Annotated in this window: 18 protein-coding genes; 10 read left to right on the plus strand and 8 right to left on the minus strand. The window is 73.8% G+C overall.

The features are described from left to right. Positions 1-18: 18 nt before the first annotated feature. From ACSMX9_RS29435 to ACSMX9_RS29450, 4 genes are read left to right on the plus strand one after another with little or no spacing between them, the layout of a single operon-like run. Complete coding sequence (locus ACSMX9_RS29435) at positions 19-1038, plus strand: amino acid ABC transporter permease (RefSeq protein ID WP_445398630.1); 1020 nt, start codon at positions 19-21, stop codon at positions 1036-1038. Beyond that, positions 1035-1808, plus strand: coding sequence for an amino acid ABC transporter ATP-binding protein (locus ACSMX9_RS29440; RefSeq protein ID WP_366113003.1), 774 nt, complete (start codon positions 1035-1037; stop codon positions 1806-1808). The genes ACSMX9_RS29435 and ACSMX9_RS29440 overlap by 4 nt, the downstream gene beginning before the upstream one ends. Continuing rightward, positions 1808-3430, plus strand: a complete 1623-nt coding sequence (locus ACSMX9_RS29445) for an N-acyl-D-amino-acid deacylase family protein (RefSeq protein ID WP_445398632.1) — start codon at positions 1808-1810, stop codon at positions 3428-3430. The genes ACSMX9_RS29440 and ACSMX9_RS29445 overlap by 1 nt, the downstream gene beginning before the upstream one ends. After that, a complete protein-coding gene (locus tag ACSMX9_RS29450) occupies positions 3427-4281 on the plus strand; it encodes a serine hydrolase (RefSeq protein WP_445398634.1) in 855 nt (284 codons plus the stop codon). The genes ACSMX9_RS29445 and ACSMX9_RS29450 overlap by 4 nt, the downstream gene beginning before the upstream one ends. Positions 4282-4320: 39 nt before the next feature. Here the strand turns inward: ACSMX9_RS29450 and ACSMX9_RS29455 are convergent, their stop codons facing one another. The 3 genes from ACSMX9_RS29455 to ppk2 are packed head-to-tail and all read right to left on the minus strand — an operon-like array spanning position 4321 to position 7563. Then, the gene (locus tag ACSMX9_RS29455; RefSeq protein ID WP_445398636.1) at positions 4321-5256 is read right to left on the minus strand and encodes a LysR family transcriptional regulator; all 936 of its coding nucleotides are present in this window, start codon (positions 5254-5256) and stop codon (positions 4321-4323) included. Between the two features lie 9 nt (positions 5257-5265). Continuing rightward, positions 5266-6678, minus strand: a complete 1413-nt coding sequence (gene lysA, locus ACSMX9_RS29460) for a diaminopimelate decarboxylase (protein WP_445398638.1) — start codon at positions 6676-6678, stop codon at positions 5266-5268. Between the two features lie 60 nt (positions 6679-6738). Continuing rightward, complete coding sequence (gene ppk2, locus ACSMX9_RS29465; protein WP_445398640.1) at positions 6739-7563, minus strand: polyphosphate kinase 2; 825 nt, start codon at positions 7561-7563, stop codon at positions 6739-6741. Positions 7564-7954: 391 nt separating this feature from the next. Between ppk2 and ACSMX9_RS29470 the strand changes: the two genes are divergently transcribed. From ACSMX9_RS29470 to ACSMX9_RS29485, 4 genes are all read left to right on the plus strand, one after another. Beyond that, positions 7955-8521, plus strand: a complete 567-nt coding sequence (locus ACSMX9_RS29470; protein WP_445398642.1) for a toxin-antitoxin system, toxin component — start codon at positions 7955-7957, stop codon at positions 8519-8521. Positions 8522-8525: 4 nt separating this feature from the next. Beyond that, positions 8526-9713 carry a hypothetical protein gene (locus ACSMX9_RS29475; RefSeq protein WP_445398644.1) on the plus strand — a complete coding sequence of 396 codons (1188 nt, stop codon included), beginning with the start codon at positions 8526-8528 and terminating at the stop codon, positions 9711-9713. Then, positions 9710-11110: an FAD-dependent monooxygenase gene (locus ACSMX9_RS29480; protein WP_445398646.1), complete on the plus strand. Its 1401-nt coding sequence runs from the start codon at positions 9710-9712 to the stop codon at positions 11108-11110. Before ACSMX9_RS29475 ends, ACSMX9_RS29480 begins: the two co-directional genes overlap by 4 nt. A 68-nt stretch (positions 11111-11178) precedes the next feature. Further along, positions 11179-11574, plus strand: coding sequence for a glyoxalase superfamily protein (locus tag ACSMX9_RS29485; RefSeq protein ID WP_351245676.1), 396 nt, complete (start codon positions 11179-11181; stop codon positions 11572-11574). Positions 11575-11582: 8 nt separating this feature from the next. Here ACSMX9_RS29485 and ACSMX9_RS29490 read toward each other — a convergent pair whose 3' ends face one another. From ACSMX9_RS29490 to ACSMX9_RS29500, 3 genes are all read right to left on the minus strand, one after another. Next, positions 11583-12434, minus strand: coding sequence for a F510_1955 family glycosylhydrolase (locus ACSMX9_RS29490; protein WP_445398648.1), 852 nt, complete (start codon positions 12432-12434; stop codon positions 11583-11585). Positions 12435-12566: 132 nt separating this feature from the next. Continuing rightward, a complete protein-coding gene (locus ACSMX9_RS29495; protein ID WP_445398650.1) occupies positions 12567-13256 on the minus strand; it encodes a DUF305 domain-containing protein in 690 nt (229 codons plus the stop codon). 99 nt (positions 13257-13355) lie between these two features. Continuing rightward, a complete protein-coding gene (locus ACSMX9_RS29500; RefSeq protein ID WP_445398652.1) occupies positions 13356-13826 on the minus strand; it encodes a DUF6153 family protein in 471 nt (156 codons plus the stop codon). Between the two features lie 248 nt (positions 13827-14074). On the opposite strand from ACSMX9_RS29500, the gene ACSMX9_RS29505 reads away from it, so the two are divergent. Both ACSMX9_RS29505 and ACSMX9_RS29510 read left to right on the plus strand, forming a co-directional pair. Beyond that, entirely contained in the window at positions 14075-14500 is a 426-nt protein-coding gene (locus ACSMX9_RS29505) for a hypothetical protein (protein ID WP_445398654.1), read from the plus strand. Between the two features lie 223 nt (positions 14501-14723). Continuing rightward, positions 14724-15179, plus strand: a complete 456-nt coding sequence (locus tag ACSMX9_RS29510; protein WP_445398656.1) for a cyclic nucleotide-binding domain-containing protein — start codon at positions 14724-14726, stop codon at positions 15177-15179. A 20-nt stretch (positions 15180-15199) separates the two neighbouring features. Here the strand turns inward: ACSMX9_RS29510 and metX are convergent, their stop codons facing one another. Both metX and ACSMX9_RS29520 read right to left on the minus strand, forming a co-directional pair. Continuing rightward, positions 15200-16372: a homoserine O-acetyltransferase MetX gene (metX, locus tag ACSMX9_RS29515; RefSeq protein WP_445403133.1), complete on the minus strand. Its 1173-nt coding sequence runs from the start codon at positions 16370-16372 to the stop codon at positions 15200-15202. After that, complete coding sequence (locus ACSMX9_RS29520; protein ID WP_445398658.1) at positions 16369-17724, minus strand: bifunctional o-acetylhomoserine/o-acetylserine sulfhydrylase; 1356 nt, start codon at positions 17722-17724, stop codon at positions 16369-16371. Before ACSMX9_RS29520 ends, metX begins: the two co-directional genes overlap by 4 nt. Positions 17725-17818 lie beyond the last annotated feature (94 nt).

The following is a 17818-nucleotide window of genomic DNA, read 5'->3' on the forward strand; positions in this document are numbered from 1 at the left end:
GGGACGGTGGAGGAAGACGTGCGTCTGAGCAAGGACGATCCCCCGCAGACGGTCGGGGCCGCCGACGGGGTGCGCCCTCCGGCCGCCCCCGCGCGGCCCCCGGCGCCGGACCGGGAGCAACCCGACGCGGCGACCGGTCCGGACGACGCGTTCGCCTTCCGGATCACCCGGCGCCCCCGCCCCGGCCGCTGGTGCGCGGTGGTGATCGCCCTGGCCGTGGCCGTGTGGCTCGGGTACACCGTCGTCGTCAACCCCAACCTGCACTGGGACGTCATCGTCGACTACCAGTTCGACGCGGTGATCCTCGAAGGGCTGTGGGTGACGATCCAGCTCACCCTCGTCTCGATGACCGCCGGCATCGCCATCGGCGTCCTCGTCGCCGTGATGCAGTTGTCCGAGAGCCCGGTGCTCCGCCTCACCGCGAGCGCCTACACCTGGTTCTTCCGCGGCACCCCGCTGCTCGTCCAACTCATCTTCTGGTTCAACCTCGCCCTGCTCTTCCCCGTGATCGGCATCGGCGTCCCCTTCGACGGCCCCAAGCTCGTCGAGTGGCAGACCAACGCGGTCATCACCGGCTTCGTCGCGGCCCTGCTCGGGCTGTCGATCAACGAGGGCGCCTACCTCGCCGAGATCGTCCGGGCCGGCATCCAGAGCGTGGACCCGGGCCAGCGGGAAGCGGGCGCCTCCCTCGGACTGTCGAACCGGCAGATCCTCACCCGGGTCGTCCTGCCCCAGGCCATGCGGGTCATCATCCCGCCCTTCGGCAACCAGTTCATCTCGATGCTCAAGACCACCTCCCTCGTCTCCGTCATCGCGGGCGCCGACCTCATGACCGTCTCCCAGCACCTCTACCTCGCCAACTTCGAGGTGATCGCCCTGCTGATGGTCGCCTCCCTCTGGTACCTCGCGCTGACCACCGTCGCCAGCGTCGCCCAACACTTCGTCGAACGCCGCTACAGCCCCGGCGCCGCACCCCTGCGCCGTCGGGTGCTGACCAACCTCGTCCCCGGGCGCACCGGCAAGGGAGCCGTCTCGTGACCGACCTCGTCCTCAGGGCCCAGCAGGTCCGCAAACGGTTCGGCGACACCGAGGTGCTCCGCGGCATCGACCTGGAGGTCGACACCGGCGAGGTGCTGTGCCTGATCGGACCCTCCGGCTCCGGCAAGTCCACGCTGCTGCGCTGCTTCAACCACCTGGAGGCGCCCGACGCCGGCCGCGTCTGGCTGCACGGCGAACTCGTCGGCTACGAACCGCACGGGTCCTCCGGCCGCGTCCTGCGCGAACGGCGCGCCAAGGAGGTGCGGGCCCAGCGCGAACGCATCGGCATGGTGTTCCAACGCTTCCACCTCTTCCCGCACCGCACCGCCGTGCAGAACGTCATGGAAGGGCCGCTCGCCGTCAAGCGCCGCCCCCGCGCCGAAGCGGAGCGCGCGGCCCGGGCCCTGCTGGAACGGGTCGGCCTCGCCGACCGCGCCGACCACTACCCCGGCCAGCTCTCCGGCGGCCAACAGCAACGCGTCGCCATCGCCCGGGCCCTGGCCATGGAGCCCGTCCTGATGCTCTTCGACGAACCCACCTCCGCACTCGACCCCGAACTCGTCGGCGAAGTCCTCGGCGTCATGAAGGACCTGGCCCGCAGCGGCATGACGATGGTCGTGGTCACCCACGAGATGGGCTTCGCCCGGGAGGTGGCGGACCGGGTGGTCTTCATGGACGACGGCGTCGTCGTGGAGTCCGGACCCCCCGCGCAACTGTTCGGCGCCCCGCGGCACGACCGCACCCGGGCCTTCCTCTCCACGGTGCTGTGATGGGGCGCCCCCTCGACCTGCTGCTGCACGGCGGCACGGTCATCGACGGCACCGGCGCACCGGCCCGCACCGCCGACATCGGGGTCGCCGCCGGGTGGATCACCCTGCTGCCCGCGGGCCACCGGGCCTCCGCGACCACCGTCATCGACGCCACCGACCGGGTCGTCACCCCCGGCTTCGTCGACGTGCACACCCACTCCGACGCCCTCGCCGTGCCGCGGGACGCCGAGGACGCCGGGGACCCCGCCCTCGCCGCGCTCCGGCTGGCGCCGCTGCTCCAGGGGGTCACCACCGAGATCGCCGGGAACTGCGGCTCCAGCCTCTTCCCGACCCTCCCCGAGCGGCTCCCCGCCCTCGCCGCCCACACCCGGGTGACCTTCGGCATCGGCCCCGTCCCGCCCACGACCGACTTCACGGCCTTCGCCGCGGGCCAGGCCCCCCACCTGCGCGCCACCCACCTCGCCTCCCTCGTCGGCCACGGCACGCTGCGCGCCGGGGTCATGGGCTTCGACGCCCGGCCCCCCACCGCCGACGAACTGCGCACCATGGCCGACCTCCTCGACCGGGCCCTCGCCCAGGGCGCCGCCGGGCTCTCCACCGGACTCATCTACCCGCCCGGCGGCTACGCCGACACCGAGGAGATCGTGGCGCTCGCCCGGGTCGCCGCACGGCACCGCAAGCCCTACGTGACCCATCTGCGGGACGAGATGTCACGGGTGGACGCCGCACTGGAGGAGGCCCTGGAGATCGCCGCACGCTCCGGCGCACCGCTCCAGGTCTCCCACCACAAGACCGCCGGACGGCACGCCTGGGGCGCCACCTCGCGTACCCTGCCCAGGCTGGAACGGGCCCGGACGGAAGGGGTGGACGTGTACTGCGACGTCTACCCCTACACCGCGGGCAGCACCGTGCTGCACGCCATGCTCCCGCCCTGGGCCAACGAGGGCGGCATCGGCGCACTGCTGGCCCGGCTGCACGAGGACGCGGTGCGCACCCGCATCCGCCGCGACATCGCGGAAGGCGTCCCGGGCTGGGAGAACACCGTCGGAAACGGCGGCTGGGACCTCATCACCGTCGCCGCCGCCCCCACCCATCCGCACGTCCAGGGACGACGGATCGCCGACCTCGCCGCCGAACGCGGCTGCGACCCCGTGGACTACGCCTGCGACCTGCTGCTCGCCGAACGGGGCGAAGTGACGATCATCAGCCACTCGATGCGCGAGGACGACGTCCGTCGGGTCATCGCCAGCCCCCTGTCCATGATCGGCTCGGACGGCGTGCCCAAACCCGGCCGCCCGCACCCCCGCTGGGCCGGCAGCTTCGCCCGCGTCCTCGGCCACTACGCACGGGACGAGGGCCTGCTGACCCCGGAGGAAGCCGTCCACAAGATGACCGGGCTGCCCGCCGCCCGCTTCCGACTCGCCGGACGCGGCACCGTCACCGAGGGGGCCCACGCCGACCTCGTCGTCCTCGACCCCGCCGCGGTGCGCGACCGCGCCACCTTCGACACCCCGCTGTCGCCCCCCGAGGGCATCGACGCGGTCGTCGTCGCCGGGCGCGTCGCGGTCCGCGACGGAGCGCCGACCGGCGTGTGCGCCGGCCGGGTCCTGGAGGTGCGGTGAGCCTCGCCCGCATCGCCGCGGCGGCCGGTCGCGCCACCGCACTGCCCCTGGTCCTCGCCGTCAGCGCAGTCGACCTCGACGCCACCGGCCCGGACACGGAGGCCGGCGTCCACGAGGACCGGGTGCTGCCCGTCGCCTCCGCCTCCAAACTGCTCCTCCTCGCCGAGGTCGCCCGCCGCCTCGACACCGGGGAACTCCCCGCCGACCGGATCGTCGACGTCCTGCCCGAGGACCGGGCCGGCGGCACCGGTCTGCTGTCCCGGCTCGGACGCGGCGGCTGGACCGTCGAGGACCTGTGCTGGTTGACCGCCTCGGTCAGCGACAACACGGCCACCAACGCCCTGCTGCGCCTCGTCGGACCGGACGCCACCGCCGGGCTCGCCGCCCGGCTGGGGCTGGGCCACCTGGCCCTGCACGACCGCGTCCGCGACGAACGCGGCCCCGGGGTGCCCCCGGTCTTCGCCACCGGCACCGCCCGGGACCTCGCCCACCTGGTGGCCCACGCCGCCCGCGGCACCCTGGTCTCCACCGGGGCCTCCGCCCGGCTGCTGCGCTGGATGCGCTCCAACACCGACCACGGCCTGGTCCCCGCGCTGGTCGCCCACGACCCCTATGCACCCGGCTTCCCCCGGCCGCTCCCCGGCGCCCTGCTCGTCGCCAACAAGACCGGCACCGACCGCGGGGTGCGCGCCGACGCCGGACTGCTCGTCGGCACCCGACGGCTCGCCTACGCGGTCGTCGCGCACTGGGACACGGCGCTGGGACCCAGCACCGAACGGGCTGCCGTGCACGCCATCCGGGACGTGGGGCGCACCCTCGCCGCCTGCGCGACCGACCCCGGGCGGGACTGACGCACCGGGTGGTGCACGGTGGAGCTGCACCACCCGGTCTCAGCCCCGGGAGAGCCCGAACTGGCTGCCCAGCAGGGTGCCCACCGCGCGCGCGGCCGTCCGCAGCTCGACCAGGAAGTGGTCGAGCAACGGATTCACCCGGGTGGGCCGGGTCGCGACCCCGATCCGCCGGTGCAACTGGGGGTGGTCCAGTCGGCACACGTGCACGCCGGCGGTGTCGCCGAGGCCGAGCGCGGGCACCAGGGCGATGCCCATGCCCACCCGGGCGAGGTTCACCGTCACCTGGTAGTGGTCGCTGCGGCACCGCACCCGCGGTAGGAAGCCCTCCGCCGCGCAGGCCCGCTCCAACACCGGCTCGCCCGTGCTGCCGCCCCGGGTGCCGATCCAGGTCTCGCCCTCCAGGGCCGCGAGCCGCACCGTCGACCGACGCCCCAACCGGTGGCGCAGCGGCACCACGATCAGCTGGGGTTCGTCGAAGAACATCTCCACGTCCACCGAGGCGTCGCGGCACCAGGGATCGAGCGGATGCTCGAAGACCACCACGGCGTCGAGCCGGCCGGCCTCCAGATCGGGCACCAACTCGTGCGGCTGCCCCAGGATCAACTCCAACTCGACGTGCGGCCGGCGCGCCGAGAACCCGGCGAGCGCCCGGGGGAGCAACTCCAGCCCGGACGAGGCGAAGAACCCCAACCGCAGCACCCCCGCCTCACCGGCCGCATGACCGCGCAGATCGTCCTCGGCCACCGCCATGAGGTCCGCGATGGCCTGCGCGTGGTCCGCGAGCCGCTGCCCCGCGGCCGTCAGCCGCAGGCTCTGCGGGGCCCGCTCGACCAGGGCCACCCCCACTTCCTGCTCCAGCCGGGCCAACTGGTGCGAAACCGCGGACGGGCTCAGGTGCAGGGCCTGGGCGGCGGCCACGATGGTGCCCTTGCGGGCGATCTCCAGCAGGACGAGCAGACGTGCGCTGTTCAGCATCGCGTCAGCCTAGGCCGCCCCGTGCCCCCGCCACGCCCGGACCGCGCCGGGCGTGGCGGCCCACCCCTGCGGACGGACCGTCGGCGCCGTGACGTCGAGCCGCAGCAGGTCCTCCTCGGTCTCCCGACGCACCACCAGCTGGGCGTGCCCGTCCCGCACGAAGACCACGGCGGGCCGTGGGAGCTTGTTGTAGTTGGAGGCCATCGCATAGCCGTACGCCCCGGTCACCGGGGTGGCGAGGACGTCCGACACGGCGAGGTCGGCGGGGAGCGCCGCCTCGTCGACCAGGACGTCCCCGCTCTCGCAGTGCTTGCCGACCAACCGGGCCCGCAACGGGCGAGGGGCCCGTGGGCAGCGCGGCAGGAACGCCTCGTACCGGCTGCCGTACAGCGCCGGGCGCAGGTTGTCGCTCATCCCCCCGTCGACGCTGACGTAGGTGCGCACCCCCTCGATGCGCTTGACGGTGCCGACCCGGTACAGCGTCAGCCCGGCCCGGGCCGTGATCGACCGGCCCGGCTCCACCGACACCGCCCCCGTCCAACCGGCGCCGCGCACCGCGCCGTGCACCGCGTCCGCCCAGGCGGCGAACGTCGGCACCCGCTGGCCGGCCAGGTACGCCACCCCGAGCCCACCGCCGACGGTGAGGTCCGCCGCACCGACCCCGACCGCGAACCCGGCCACCGCCGCGGCGCCCGCTGCCAGTTCGGCGGGGTCGAGCACCTGGGAACCGACGTGTGCGTGCACCCCGTCGAAACGCGTCGCGGGGCTGCGCCGGACCCGTCGCACCGCCTCCGCGGCGGTGCCGTCGACCAGGCCGAATCCGAACTTCGAATCCCGACCGCCGGTGCGGATGGCCTCGTGCGCCCCGGCGGCCACCCCGGGCGCCACCCGCACCAGTACCGGCAGCGGGCCTGGGGCGCCGTCCCGGTGCGACTCCTCGATGCGGTCCAACTCGTCGAAGCTGTCCACCACGACGTGCCGGACGCCGACCTCCGCGGCCGTCCGCAACTCCGCGACGTCCTTGTTGTTGCCGTGCAGCACGATCCGGTCGGCCGGCACCCCGGCCCGCAGGGCGGTCCGCAACTCCCCGCCGGAGGCCACGTCGAGGAGCAGGCCCTCCTCGTGGGCGAGCCGTGCCATGGCCGTGCACAGGAACGCCTTGGAGGCGTAGGCCACCCGGTCCGTGCCGAAGGCGGCGACCGCCTCGCGGCACCGCCGCCGCAGGTGCTCCTCGTCGTACACGAACAGCGGCGTGCCGAAGCGCTCCGCCAACTCGGTCAGCGGCACCCCTCCCACGGCCAGCCCCGCGGGGCCGGTCGTGGCGGTGCGGGGGAGCAGGTCCGGGTCGATGGCTGACGGGGTCACGGTTCCTCCCACGGGCAGACGGGCTCCCCGCCATCCTGCGGCCCGCCGCTGGCACACGAAAGCGGATTCTTCGATGGCTGAGCGCGCACGTCTTCGATGCTCCCCGACTGCCGCGGACTACTCCACCAGACCGGCCGCGTGGTCCGGCACGTACGACTGGAGGTCCTTCGGCGGGCGCCGGTAGCCGGAGGCGGGCGGTCGGGGAGGGATGGTGACGTCCGGTGGCGGGACCTCGCGGTAGGGGACCGTCGACAGCAGATGAGCGATCATGTTGAGCCGCGCCCGGCGCTTGTCGTCGCTCTCCACGATGTGCCAGGGGGCCTCGGGGATGTCCGTGTGCACCAGCATCTCGTCCTTCGCCCGTGAGTACGCCTCCCACCGGGTGATGGACTCCAGGTCCATGGGCGACAGCTTCCACCGTCGCAAGGGGTCCTCCAGCCGCTTGCGGAAGCGACGTTCCTGCTCCGCGTCGCTCACCGAGAACCAGTACTTGCGCAGCAGCACACCGTCCTCGACCAGCATCCGCTCGAAGATCGGGCACTGGTGCAGGAAGCGCTGGTGCTCCGCCTTGGTGCAGAAGCCCATCACGTGCTCCACCCCGGCCCGGTTGTACCAGCTCCGGTCGAACAGCCGGATCTCCCCGGTCGTCGGCAGGTGCTCCACGTAGCGCTGGAAGTACCACTGGCCGCGTTCCCGCTCCGTGGGCCGTGGCAGGGCCACGATCCGCGCCACACGGGGATTGAGGTACTCGGTCACCCGCTTGATCGTGCCGCCCTTGCCGGCCGCGTCGCGTCCCTCGAAGACGATGACGAGACGGACCCCCTCGGCCCGCACCCACTCCTGGAGCTTCACCAACTCGCTCTGCAACCGGTACAACTCGCGCTCGTACGGTTCCCGCGGCAGCTTCCGCCCGCCGCCCGACCCCGTGCCCTTCGCCGTCATCCGTACGCCTTCCTCGCCGTCGGTCGTCGCCTGGGCCGCCCCGTCGCGGCCTTCCGACGCATGATCAGCACGTTAACCGACCGCCGCGGCCGGCCCGCCTCCGAGGCGGGCCGACCCGCTCGCACGGACCCCGCCAACGATCCGCGCGGGAACCGGCATTGCGGTCCGCACGGAAGGCGTTAAGGTCAGGCGCACGGGGGCGTTGCGAACCGGTTGCCCCCACCCGTCACGGAACCCCACGTCCACGGAGACCATCGGTGAGTCCCTCCTCCGTTCCGCCTCGCACACCCTTCGCGCGGCAGGACGCGGCCCATCGCCGCCCGGCAGGCCCCGCACGTTTGCACACCGTCACGCGGGAACCCTCCGCCGCCGCGAGCGGAAGTCCGCGGCGATGAACATCAACCGGAGGATGCGGCGCCTCGCCCTGAACCTCTCCGACTCGGTGACCGCCCGGGGCCTCGAACTCCCCGCCGGGGCACCGGTGCTCTGCGCCGCCCTGTGCGAGGTGATGGCCCAGCGCCGTGGCCGCCCCATCGTGCTCCGCTTCGAGACCTTCCCCGACCAGGCGGGCGTCACCGGACTCATGCTGAACTTCGACGACTACGACATGATCCTGGTCGAGCAGCGCCACGACCCCGTCCAACAGGTCGTCATCGTCGGCCACGAGCTGTGGCACCTGACCGAGGGCCACGGCCGCCCCGCCGCGCACGATCCGGCCGCCGCCCGTGCCCTCGCCGGGGAACACCCCTCCGACGAGGCGGACTGCCGGTGGACGGACATGCTGCGCTCGTTCGCCGCCCGCAGCCACTGCCACGACCACCACGAGCGCGAGGCCGAGTCCTTCGGCCTGCTGCTCGGCAGTCGACTGCGCGCCCTGATCGAGGACCCCCACCGCCGGCGCCCGGTGCGACAGGACGGGATCAGCATCCGCATCCAAGCGTCCCTCGGCGTCCGGTAGCCGCGTGAGACCCTCCGACCTGGACGTCACCTACCTCGTACCCGCCGCCGTCCTCATCGCCGCCCTGCTCTACAAGGCCCCGGCCATCGTCCGGTTCTGGCGCGACAAACTGCTGCGCGCCGTCGGCGGACTGCTGGTGCTCGCGTGCGGGGTGTTCCTCTTCGCCAACCCCCGGACCATCGTCTGGCTCAACCGGGTCACCGGCGTCCCGAACGTCTCCGCGCCCTGGGTGTACACCCTGCTGACCGCGTTCTGCGCGTCCTGCCTCATCCTGATCATCGTCTGGAAGAACGACGACCGCGCGGCCACCCGTCGCGCGGTGTGCTGGGTCACGGTCGTCTACAGCACGGTGATCGTGGGGCTGTGGGTCCTCTTCGCCCTCGCCGAGGTGCCCGAGGAACGAGTCCACGACCTCGACACCCACTACGCCGACACGCCGTTCATCCGCGAAGTGGTGGTCCTCTACCTGCTGGCGCACACGGTGGCGGTGCTCATCACCTCCTACCTCATCTGGTCCTGGCAAGGACGCCTGCACGGATGGCTGCGCAGCGGGGTCGTCTGCCTCGGCATCGGCTACGTGGCGAACCTCGGCTTCGACACCGTCAAGTGGACCGCCGTGGTGGCCCGGTGGGCCGGCGGGAACCTGGACCACCTGAGCACCCGGGTCGCCCCGCCGGTCGCCTGCGTCAGCGCCGTCTTCATCGGGGCCGGCTTCATCCTCCCGCACGCGGGACAAGCCGCCCAGGACTGGTGGCACGCCCGCGCCAGCCACTGGCGGCTGCGCCCGCTGTACCGACTGCTGAAGTCCCACGCCGACGTGAAGCCCGCCCTACGGGTGGGACGTTCGCGCAGCGCCGCCCTCGCCCTGACCGCCCGCGAGACCTACATCGGCGACGAGGTCATCCACCTGGGCCCGTACATCGACTACGCACTGTGGCGCCGGGCCCGCGACGAGGCGCTGGACGGGGGAGCCGCCCCCGGGGAGGCCGCCGGCATCGCGGGCGCCGTCACCCTGCTCACCGCGATCGAGCACCGGGCCGTCCGCTCCCGCGACGACGCGGTCCGGGGCGAGGCCCCCGGCGCGCCGCTCGGCGGTCAGGCCCAGGAGATCGCCCGGGCCCTGCGCTCGCCGGCCGTCGTCGAGGCGGTCCGCGCACGTGTGAACGCCCGAACAGAAAGCGTGCCCCCATGAGTGACCGCTCCGCCCGCTCCGGCAGATCCGTCGTCGTCCTCGGCGGCGGACTCGCCGGTGTGCTGACCGCCCAGGCCCTGTCCGCCGTCGCCCACGTGACGCTGGTGGAACGCGACGTGCTCCCGGCCCAGCCGGCGCCCCGCCGGGGCCTGCCCCAGGCGCGCCACGTCCACCTGCTGTGGTCCGGTGGCGCGGACGCCATGGAGGAACTCCTCCCCGGCGTCACCCACCGGCTGTTGGCCCGCGGAGCCCGCCGCCTCGCCCTGCCCGACGACATGGTCGGGCTCTCGCCGCAGGGGTGGTTCCGGCGCTGGGCGGGTGCCCACTACATGCTCCTGTCCTCCCGGGACCTCCTCGACGCGACGGTCCGGGCCCAGGTGCTCGCCTGCGACCGGGTCACCCTGCGGCAGGGCACGGAGGCCCTCGGACTGGTCGGTGACGCTTCGAAGGTCATCGGCGTCCGGGTCCGGGACGGCGACGGCGTGCGGTACGCGCTCCGGGCCGATCTGGTCGTGGACGCCACCGGGCGGGCCTCGCGCGCCCCCGCCTGGCTGCGCGACCTCGGCCTGCCCCCGGTCCCGCAACGGACGGTCTCCTCCGGGCTGGTCTACGCGAGCCGGTTGTTCCGGGCGCCGAAGGCGACCCACGACGGGTTCCCCGCGGTCAACATCCAGGCCGACCCGCGCGGGCTCGGCCCGGGGCGCGCCGGCACCCTGATCCCCGTCGAGGGGGGCCGCTGGCACGTGACCCTCTCCGGTACCACCGGAGGCGAACCCACCCGTGGCAACGACGCGTTCGAACGGTTCGCCCGCGGGCTGCGCCACCCGGTGCTGGCCGACCTCATCAGCAGGGCGGAACCCCTGGAGGACGTGGCGCTCACCCGGACCACGGCCAACCGCCGCCACTACTACGAGCGCGCCCGGCGCTGGCCCGAGGGCTTCGTCGCCCTCGGCGACGCCGTCGCCGCCTACAACCCGACCTACGGCCAGGGCATGTCGGTCGCGGCGCAGAGCGCCCGGGCCGTGCGGGCGGTGGTGCGCAGCCGGGGCTGGGAGACACCGGGGCTCGCCCGCCACCTGCAACGGGCCGTCGCCGGACCGGTGTCGGTCGCGTGGTCCATGGCGACCAGCCAGGACGTGTTCTACCCCGGGGCCACGCCTCACGGCCCCACCCTGCGCGAACGGGCCTCGGCCGCCTATCTGGACCGGTTGCTGCACACCGCGACCGGCAACGGTCGCATCGCCCGCGAGGTCACCCGGGTGACCTCCATGGAGCACGGCCCCCTGCTCCTGCTCAAACCGTCCGTGCTGCTCGCCGCCGCCCGTGGGCCGCTGCGCCCCCCACTGACCGGGCCGCCCCTGACCCGGGGCGAGCGGGAGGCGGTCGTCGGCGGGTGAGGGGCGGGCCGCGGCCGGCGGATCGTTCCTGCGCCCCGGTTGTCACTGCCTTCTGGGAGAGTGACGGCATGACCACGACGCCGAACCCCGAGTCCAGCCCCGGTCCGCCGGTGGCCCGCATCCCCCCTGCCGTCCGGGAGGAGGCGATCCCCGTGCTCAGGGTGCGCGACGCCGACCGGGCCGCCCGCTGGTACGCCCGCCTGGGCTTCGCCCGGCAGTGGGAGCACCGCTTCGAGCCCGGTCTGCCCGCCTTCGTGGAGGTGGCCCGCGGCGCGGTCCGGCTGTTCCTCTCCGAGCACGTGGGGGACGCCCGCCCCGGCACGCTGGTGTACCTGAGGGTCACCGACGTGGACGCGGTGGCGGGCGAGTTCGGCGTCACGGCCGAGGACGTCCCCTGGGCGCGGGAGATCGAGTTGACCGACCCGGACGGGAACCGGCTGCGGGTGGGCACCCCCCTGGACTGAGCCCGTCCTCAGTGCTCCTCGCCCGCCACCTCCATGGTGCGGTCGAAGGTCTTCCCGCCGTCCCGGGACTCGTACACCCCGTCCTGGGAGGCGACCACGAGCCGCTTCGCGTCGACCGCGGTCAGGGCCTGGGGCGCGCCGCCGGGGACGGTGCCCCGGCTGCTCCAGGTCTTCCCGCCGTCCGCGCTCACCCGCAACGCGCCCGCCGGGTCGACGCCGTACAGGCTCGCGGCCTCGGGCCAGGACACGAAGGCCAGCACGGGCTCGGCTGCGGCACCGAAGGCGTCGCCGCCGTCCGTGCTGCGGACGAGTCCCTGCTGGGTGGTCGCCAGGACGGTGTCCGGGTCCTCGGGGCTGACCGCGATGTCCACGGCGGTCAGGGAGGCCCGGTCGTCCCACCGCACGCCGTCCGCGCTCACCCGCAGCAGGCCGTTGGTGCTGTCGTAGCCGTAGACCGTGTCGTGGGCGTACTCCAGGGAGTGGAAGTCGACCTCGCCGCCGAGGGACTTCTCCTTCCAACTGCGTCCGGTGTCGGTGCTCTCGATGAGTCCGAGGTTGTGGGGGGCGTCCCGGCCGGGTGCGGGGTGACCGCTGGCGAGGAACGCACCGGACTTCCCGAGCGTGAAGCCCATGAAGTCGTCCTTGCGTTCGCCGACCAACTGCGGCCGACCCTCGCCGTCCGGGGTGTAGATGCCGTTGTGCGTGGCGACGTACAGCGCGTCGTCCTTCGGGTCGATCTCCACCCCGTGGATGTGGCTGATGGCGGTCCCGGCGTCGTTCCCGGCCGCATCGTCGGAGGAGTCGGACGAGCAGGCGGTCACGGTGAGGCCGAGGGCGAGGGCACAGACGGACAGGGTCATGCGGTGCTTCATCGGAAAGTCCTGATCAGGTGTCGGGCGCGGCCGGTTCCCGCTGGGGAGCGCCGGCCGCGGGCGGGGGAGGGGGGTACGGGCCCGGGGCACCCGGGTGCCCCGGGCCCGTACCGTCATGGCTCAGAGCCGGTCGAGGATCTTCTTCAGCTGGTCGATCTCGTCGGTCTGGGCCTTCACCACGTCATCGGCGAGCGCCTTGGCCGTCGCGTTCCTGCCGTTCTTCAACTCGTCCTCGGCCATCTCGACCGCACCCTCGTGATGGGCGATCATCAGCTCGGCGAACTTCTTGTCGAAGGCGGTGCCCTTGGCGTCCTTGAGGGACGCCATCTCCTCGTCCGTCATCATTCCGGACATCTCCCCCGAGCCGCCCGAGTGCCCGGCATGGCCGCCGGCGCCCTCCGCGGACTCGGGCTTGCCCCACGCCCGGAGCCAGGACCTCATCTTCTGGATCTCGGGGTCCTGAGCCTCGGAGATCGCCTCGGTGAGCTCCTTGACCTCGGAGTCCTTCACCCGCCCGGGAGCGAGCGCGGACATCTGGAGGGCCTGCTCGTGATGGGGGATCATCATCTGCGCGAACATCACGTCCGCGTCGTTGAAGGCGCCCGGCGCCGGGTTCTCGCCGGTGGGCGAGGCGGGTGCGGGGGAGGCACTGGCACTGGCCGGGGCGGAGCCCTTGCCGCCGTGGTCCATGCCGTCCATGTCGTCGTCGCTGCCGCACGCGGCGAGCACGAGGCTCGCGGCGGCGACGACGGCGGCGAGGGCGAAACGGCGGGCGGGGGTACGGCGCTGAGCGCGCGTGAAGGCAGTCATGTCACAACCTCTGGAAGCTGTCGGTCTCGACGGAGGGCAGACGGGGACACGGACGCGCCGCGCTGCGAGGGCAGCGCGCGGGCCCGTGGTGACGTCGGCCTAAATCCGCAGGATCGACAGCTGTGCGAGGTCGGGGCCGCGCGGCGGGGGCAGCGGCAGGAGCGTGCGCAGGGCGCCCGCGCGGAGCCGGACGAGCCACTCGCGCCGACCCTGCAGCGCAGCCCGGAGCAGCGCCAGGAGGACGAAGGCGCCGAGCACCGCCACGCACAGGGAGATCAGATCCATCGCCGCGCCGGAGCCGTGCGAGGAGTCTTCCCCGTGGCCCGACGGGGCCGGCCCGGCGTCCGCCGCCGGGAACGCCGCGACGGACGCGACCACGGCGGTCCCGGGCGTCGAGACGGCTGCCGGGTGCCCGGTCCGGGCACCGGAGGCGTTGTCGGACGGGGTGTCCGGGTGGCCCACCGTGTGCATCATGAACACGCCGAGCGCCAGCACCGTCACGAGCAGGAGGTGCCCCCAGGCACCCGCCGCCCGCAGGGTCCGGCTCGCTCGCACGTGGTCCGTCCTCATGGCATCGCACGGTCAGGGCGCCCCGAGTGGTGGTGCCCACCCCTGACGATACCCAAGGGGGGCATGCGATGCCGAACGCGGCCGGTCCTTCCCGCCGTGGGGCCGCGACAGGGGACGGGTCATGACGTCGGAGGTCATCGACCCGCCACCGAAGCCCGGGCAGGGTGGAGCCACCGGCGTCCGGGGCGGCGCACTCCGCCCCGGGAGCCGGCCTGCCAGGCCCGTTCCCCCTTGGAGGGTGATCCCCCGTGTCCGTCGCGCTTCCGCTCGCCGTCCTCGCCCGCACCGCCGAACCGGTGGCGGTGGTGCGGCGCTTCCTCGCCCTCGACGCCGTCGTCACCGGCGCCAACGGCCTCGCCTACCTCGCGGCCGCCGGGCCGCTCGGCCGCCTGCTGGGCGTCGATCCGGGACTGCTGACGGGGCTCGGCGCCTTCCTCGCCCTGTACGGGCTCGGAGTGGGGGCGTTGGCGAGGCGCCGAGAGCCGTGGAGGACGGGCGTGCGCGCCGTGGTCGAGGTCAACGCGGCGTGGACCCTGCTGAGCGCGGTGGCCCTGGCCCTCTGGCTCTCGCCCACGACGGCGGGGGCGGTGTGGACCGTGCTCCAGGCCGTGACGGTCGGCGGCTTCGCCCTCCTTCAGCACCTGGCGCTGCGGGCGGTGGAGGACGCCGGCTGAGGCCCCGTGCCACACCGTACGTCCTGCGCGACGGTGGGGTGACGGATCGTGGTCGATCTCCGACGGGGAGGGCTCCGGGCGCCGATTTTCCTCCCCCAAAGGAGTGACGAAAGGGATGAATCGGGGTAAGAGAATCGCACGCACCCCGCGCGTGGCGCCCATCGAGCGGGGAGGTCCCCGTGTGCGGGCGGCACGTGCGCGACCGCTCACGAGGAGGCCCGGCATGACGACCGTGAAGAGGCTGCTCACGACGCTGCCCGCCGATCATCGCCAGCGCCTCATGGACCTGGCCCAGGAGGTGTCCTTCCCCCAGGACGCCCGGATCTTCGAAGAGGGCGGAACCGCGGACCGGCTGTGGGTGATCCGCTCCGGCACGGTCGCCCTCGATCTCCGGGTGCCCGGCCGGCGCGGGGTCGTCGTGGAGACCCTGCACCCCGGTGACCTCCTGGGATGGTCCTGGCTGTTCCCCCCGCACGAGTGGGACTTCGGGGCGGAGGCGTTCAGCCCGGTGCGCGCCTACGAGTTCGACGCGCCCAAGGTGCGGGCCCTGTGCGAGGAGGAGCCCGCGCTCGGGCTGGTGCTGCTGCGCGCGGTCGCCGAGGTCCTCGCCCATCGGCTGGCCGGCGCCCGCGCCCGGTTGATCGAGAACTACGCCAAACACGGCGGGGCCACGCTGTAGGCACCGGCCGGGCGCGGCGGTCAGACCCCTCCGACCAGCTCACGCACCAACAGGCCCACCTGCTCGGTCTCCAGGAGGAACCCGTCGTGCCCGTAGGGCGAAGCGAGAACCCGCAGGGCGTCGGAGTGCGGCAGCCCGGCCGCGAGTTCGCGCTGTCGGGCCAACGGGTACAGCCGGTCCGAATCCACGCCGGCGACCAGGCACCGGGCGGTGACCCGGCGCAGGGCGGCGGCCGTCCCCCCGCGCCCCCTCCCCACGTCGTGGCTGCTCATCGCCTCGGTCAGGGTGACGTAGCTGCCCGCGTCGAACCGGTGCGCCAGCTTGTCGGCGTGGTGGTCCAGGTACGACTCCACCGCGTACCGGCCGCCCCGCCACGGATCCTCGCCGCTCTGGGGCGCCCGCCCGAACCGGGAGCCCAGTTCGGCCCCGGTGCGGTAGGTGACGTGGGCCAGACGTCGGGCGGTGCCGAGCCCCCGGTGCGGGCCCTCGCCGACGGGGGCGTCGTGGTAGTGGCCGCCCCGCCACCGCTCGTCGTCGCGGATCGCCCGGAGTTGGACGTGGGACCAGGCGACCTGCTCGGCGTCCGAGGCGGCCGGGCAGGCCAGCACCAGCAGCGAAGCGACCCGCTGCGGATGACCCACGGCCCACTCCAACGCCCGCATGCCACCCATGGAACCGCCCACCACCAGGGCCCAGCGGTCGATGCCGAGCGCGTCGGCCAGGGCCACTTCGGCGGCCACCTGGTCACGTGGGGTGAGGAAGGGGAAGGCGCCGCCCCAGCGCACGCCGTCGGCACGCACCGACGAGGGGCCGGTGCTGCCCTGACAGCCGCCCAGGACGTTCGGCGCCACCACGAACCACCTGTCGGTGTCCAGGGCCAGGCCGGGACCCACGAGCGGGTCCCACCACCCGGGAGTCGGGTGACCCGGCCCCGCGGGGCCGCTGACGTGACTGTCACCGGTCAGGGCGTGCAGCACCAGCACGGCGTTGGAGGCGTCGGGGGCGAGCCGGCCCCAGGTCTCGTACGCCAGGCGCACGCCGGGCAACTCGCCGCCGGCCTCCAGCCGCAAGGGCGCGAGCAGCGAAACCCAGCGGCGTTCCCCGGGCGGGTCCCCCTCCCGCCAGGCCCCGGAGGCCGGCGGGAGGGGGACGGTGAGCGGACCCGCCGGGGCGTGGGGCGGTGCCCCGGTCAGGACGCCTCCTTGGCCGCGCGGAACCCCGCCGCCAGGTCGGCCTTGAGGTCGTCGACGTGTTCGATCCCCACCGACAGCCGTACCAGCCCGGGCGCCGTGCCCGTGGCGGCCAGTGCCTCGGCATCCAGCTGGCTGTGCGTGGTGGAGGCCGGGTGGATGATCAACGACCGGACGTCCCCGACGTTGGCGAGGTGGCTGAACAGGGAGACGGCGTCGACGAACCGCTTGCCCGCCTCCACCCCGTCCTTGAGCTCGAACGCCAGCACCGCGCCGGCCCCGCGCGGAAGGTAGTGCCGCGCCGCCCGGTGCCAGCGGTTCGACGCCAGCCCCGGGTAGTGCACCGCCGCCACGTCCTCCCGCTGCTCCAGCCACTCCGCGAGGGCGAGCGCGTTCGCCGAGTGCCGTTCGATGCGCAGGCTGAGCGTCTCGACGCCCTGGAGCAACAGGAAGGCGGAGTGCGGGGAGAGCGCGGGTCCGATGTCGCGCAGCAACTGCACCCGCAGCTTCACCGCGAAGGCCCCCGCGCCCAGGTCCGGCCAGTAGCGCAGGCCGTGGTAACTCGGGTCGGGCTCGACGAAGTCGGGGAAGCGCTCGGGGCGGCTGCCGAAGTCGAAGGTGCCGCCGTCCACCACGACGCCCGCGATGGTGGTGCCGTGGCCGCCGAGGAACTTCGTCGCCGAGTGCACCACGATGTCCGCGCCGTGCTCGATCGGGCGGAGCAGGAAGGGGGTGGCCAGGGTGTTGTCGACGATCAGCGGCACGCCCGCCGTGTGTGCCACGTCGGCGACGCCCCGAACGTCCAGCACGTTGCCCCGGGGGTTGCCGAGGCTCTCGGCGAACAGCGCCTTGGTGTGCGGGCGGATCGCGGCCCGCCAGGCGTCCAGGTCGTCGGGGTCGTCCACGAAGCTGACCTCGATGCCGAACCGGGGCAGGGTGTGCCGCAGCAGGTTGTAGGTCCCGCCGTAGAGGGAGGTGCTGGACACGATGTGGTCGCCGGCACCGGCGAGGGTGAGGAGCGCGAGGGTCTCGGCCGCCTGGCCCGACGCCAGGGCCACGGCGGCCACTCCGCCCTCCAGGGAGGCGATCCGCTGCTCGAAGACGTCCTGCGTCGGATTGTGGATGCGGGTGTAGATGTTCCCGGGCTCCGCGAGCGAGAAGAGGTCCGCTGCGTGCTGGGTGTCCCGGAAGACGAAGGAAGTGGTCTGGTAGATCGGCACCGCCCGGGCGCCGGTCGCCGGGTCGGGCTCCGCCCCGGCGTGGATCTGGCGCGTCTCGAACGACCACCCGGCACCGGGCTCCACCGCGTCGTCGGGGGTGTGGCCGGCGGCCACCGAGTCGAGGGGCTGGCTCATGCGGTTCCTTCGTGCGAGGGTCGGGAGGGGTACGGAGGCGGTACCGGGTCGGACCCGTACCGCCTCCCTGCCGCGGATTCGGGGAGAAGGACCC

This window comes from Streptomyces sp. LE64, assembly GCF_052606915.1.

What these genes read in the sequence shown, in the direction of transcription:
- ACSMX9_RS29445 (WP_445398632.1), top strand. Translation starts at nt 1,808, where the DNA reads ATGGGGCGCCCCCTCGACCTGCTGCTGCACGGCGGCACGGTCATCGAC.
- ACSMX9_RS29455 (WP_445398636.1), bottom strand. Translation starts at nt 5,256, where the DNA reads ATGCTGAACAGCGCACGTCTGCTCGTCCTGCTGGAGATCGCCCGCAAG.
- ppk2 (WP_445398640.1), bottom strand. Translation starts at nt 7,563, where the DNA reads ATGACGGCGAAGGGCACGGGGTCGGGCGGCGGGCGGAAGCTGCCGCGG.
- ACSMX9_RS29470 (WP_445398642.1), top strand. Translation starts at nt 7,955, where the DNA reads ATGAACATCAACCGGAGGATGCGGCGCCTCGCCCTGAACCTCTCCGAC.
- ACSMX9_RS29480 (WP_445398646.1), top strand. Translation starts at nt 9,710, where the DNA reads ATGAGTGACCGCTCCGCCCGCTCCGGCAGATCCGTCGTCGTCCTCGGC.
- ACSMX9_RS29485 (WP_351245676.1), top strand. Translation starts at nt 11,179, where the DNA reads ATGACCACGACGCCGAACCCCGAGTCCAGCCCCGGTCCGCCGGTGGCC.
- ACSMX9_RS29490 (WP_445398648.1), bottom strand. Translation starts at nt 12,434, where the DNA reads ATGACCCTGTCCGTCTGTGCCCTCGCCCTCGGCCTCACCGTGACCGCC.
- ACSMX9_RS29495 (WP_445398650.1), bottom strand. Translation starts at nt 13,256, where the DNA reads ATGACTGCCTTCACGCGCGCTCAGCGCCGTACCCCCGCCCGCCGTTTC.
- ACSMX9_RS29500 (WP_445398652.1), bottom strand. Translation starts at nt 13,826, where the DNA reads ATGAGGACGGACCACGTGCGAGCGAGCCGGACCCTGCGGGCGGCGGGT.
- ACSMX9_RS29510 (WP_445398656.1), top strand. Translation starts at nt 14,724, where the DNA reads ATGACGACCGTGAAGAGGCTGCTCACGACGCTGCCCGCCGATCATCGC.
- ACSMX9_RS29520 (WP_445398658.1), bottom strand. Translation starts at nt 17,724, where the DNA reads ATGAGCCAGCCCCTCGACTCGGTGGCCGCCGGCCACACCCCCGACGAC.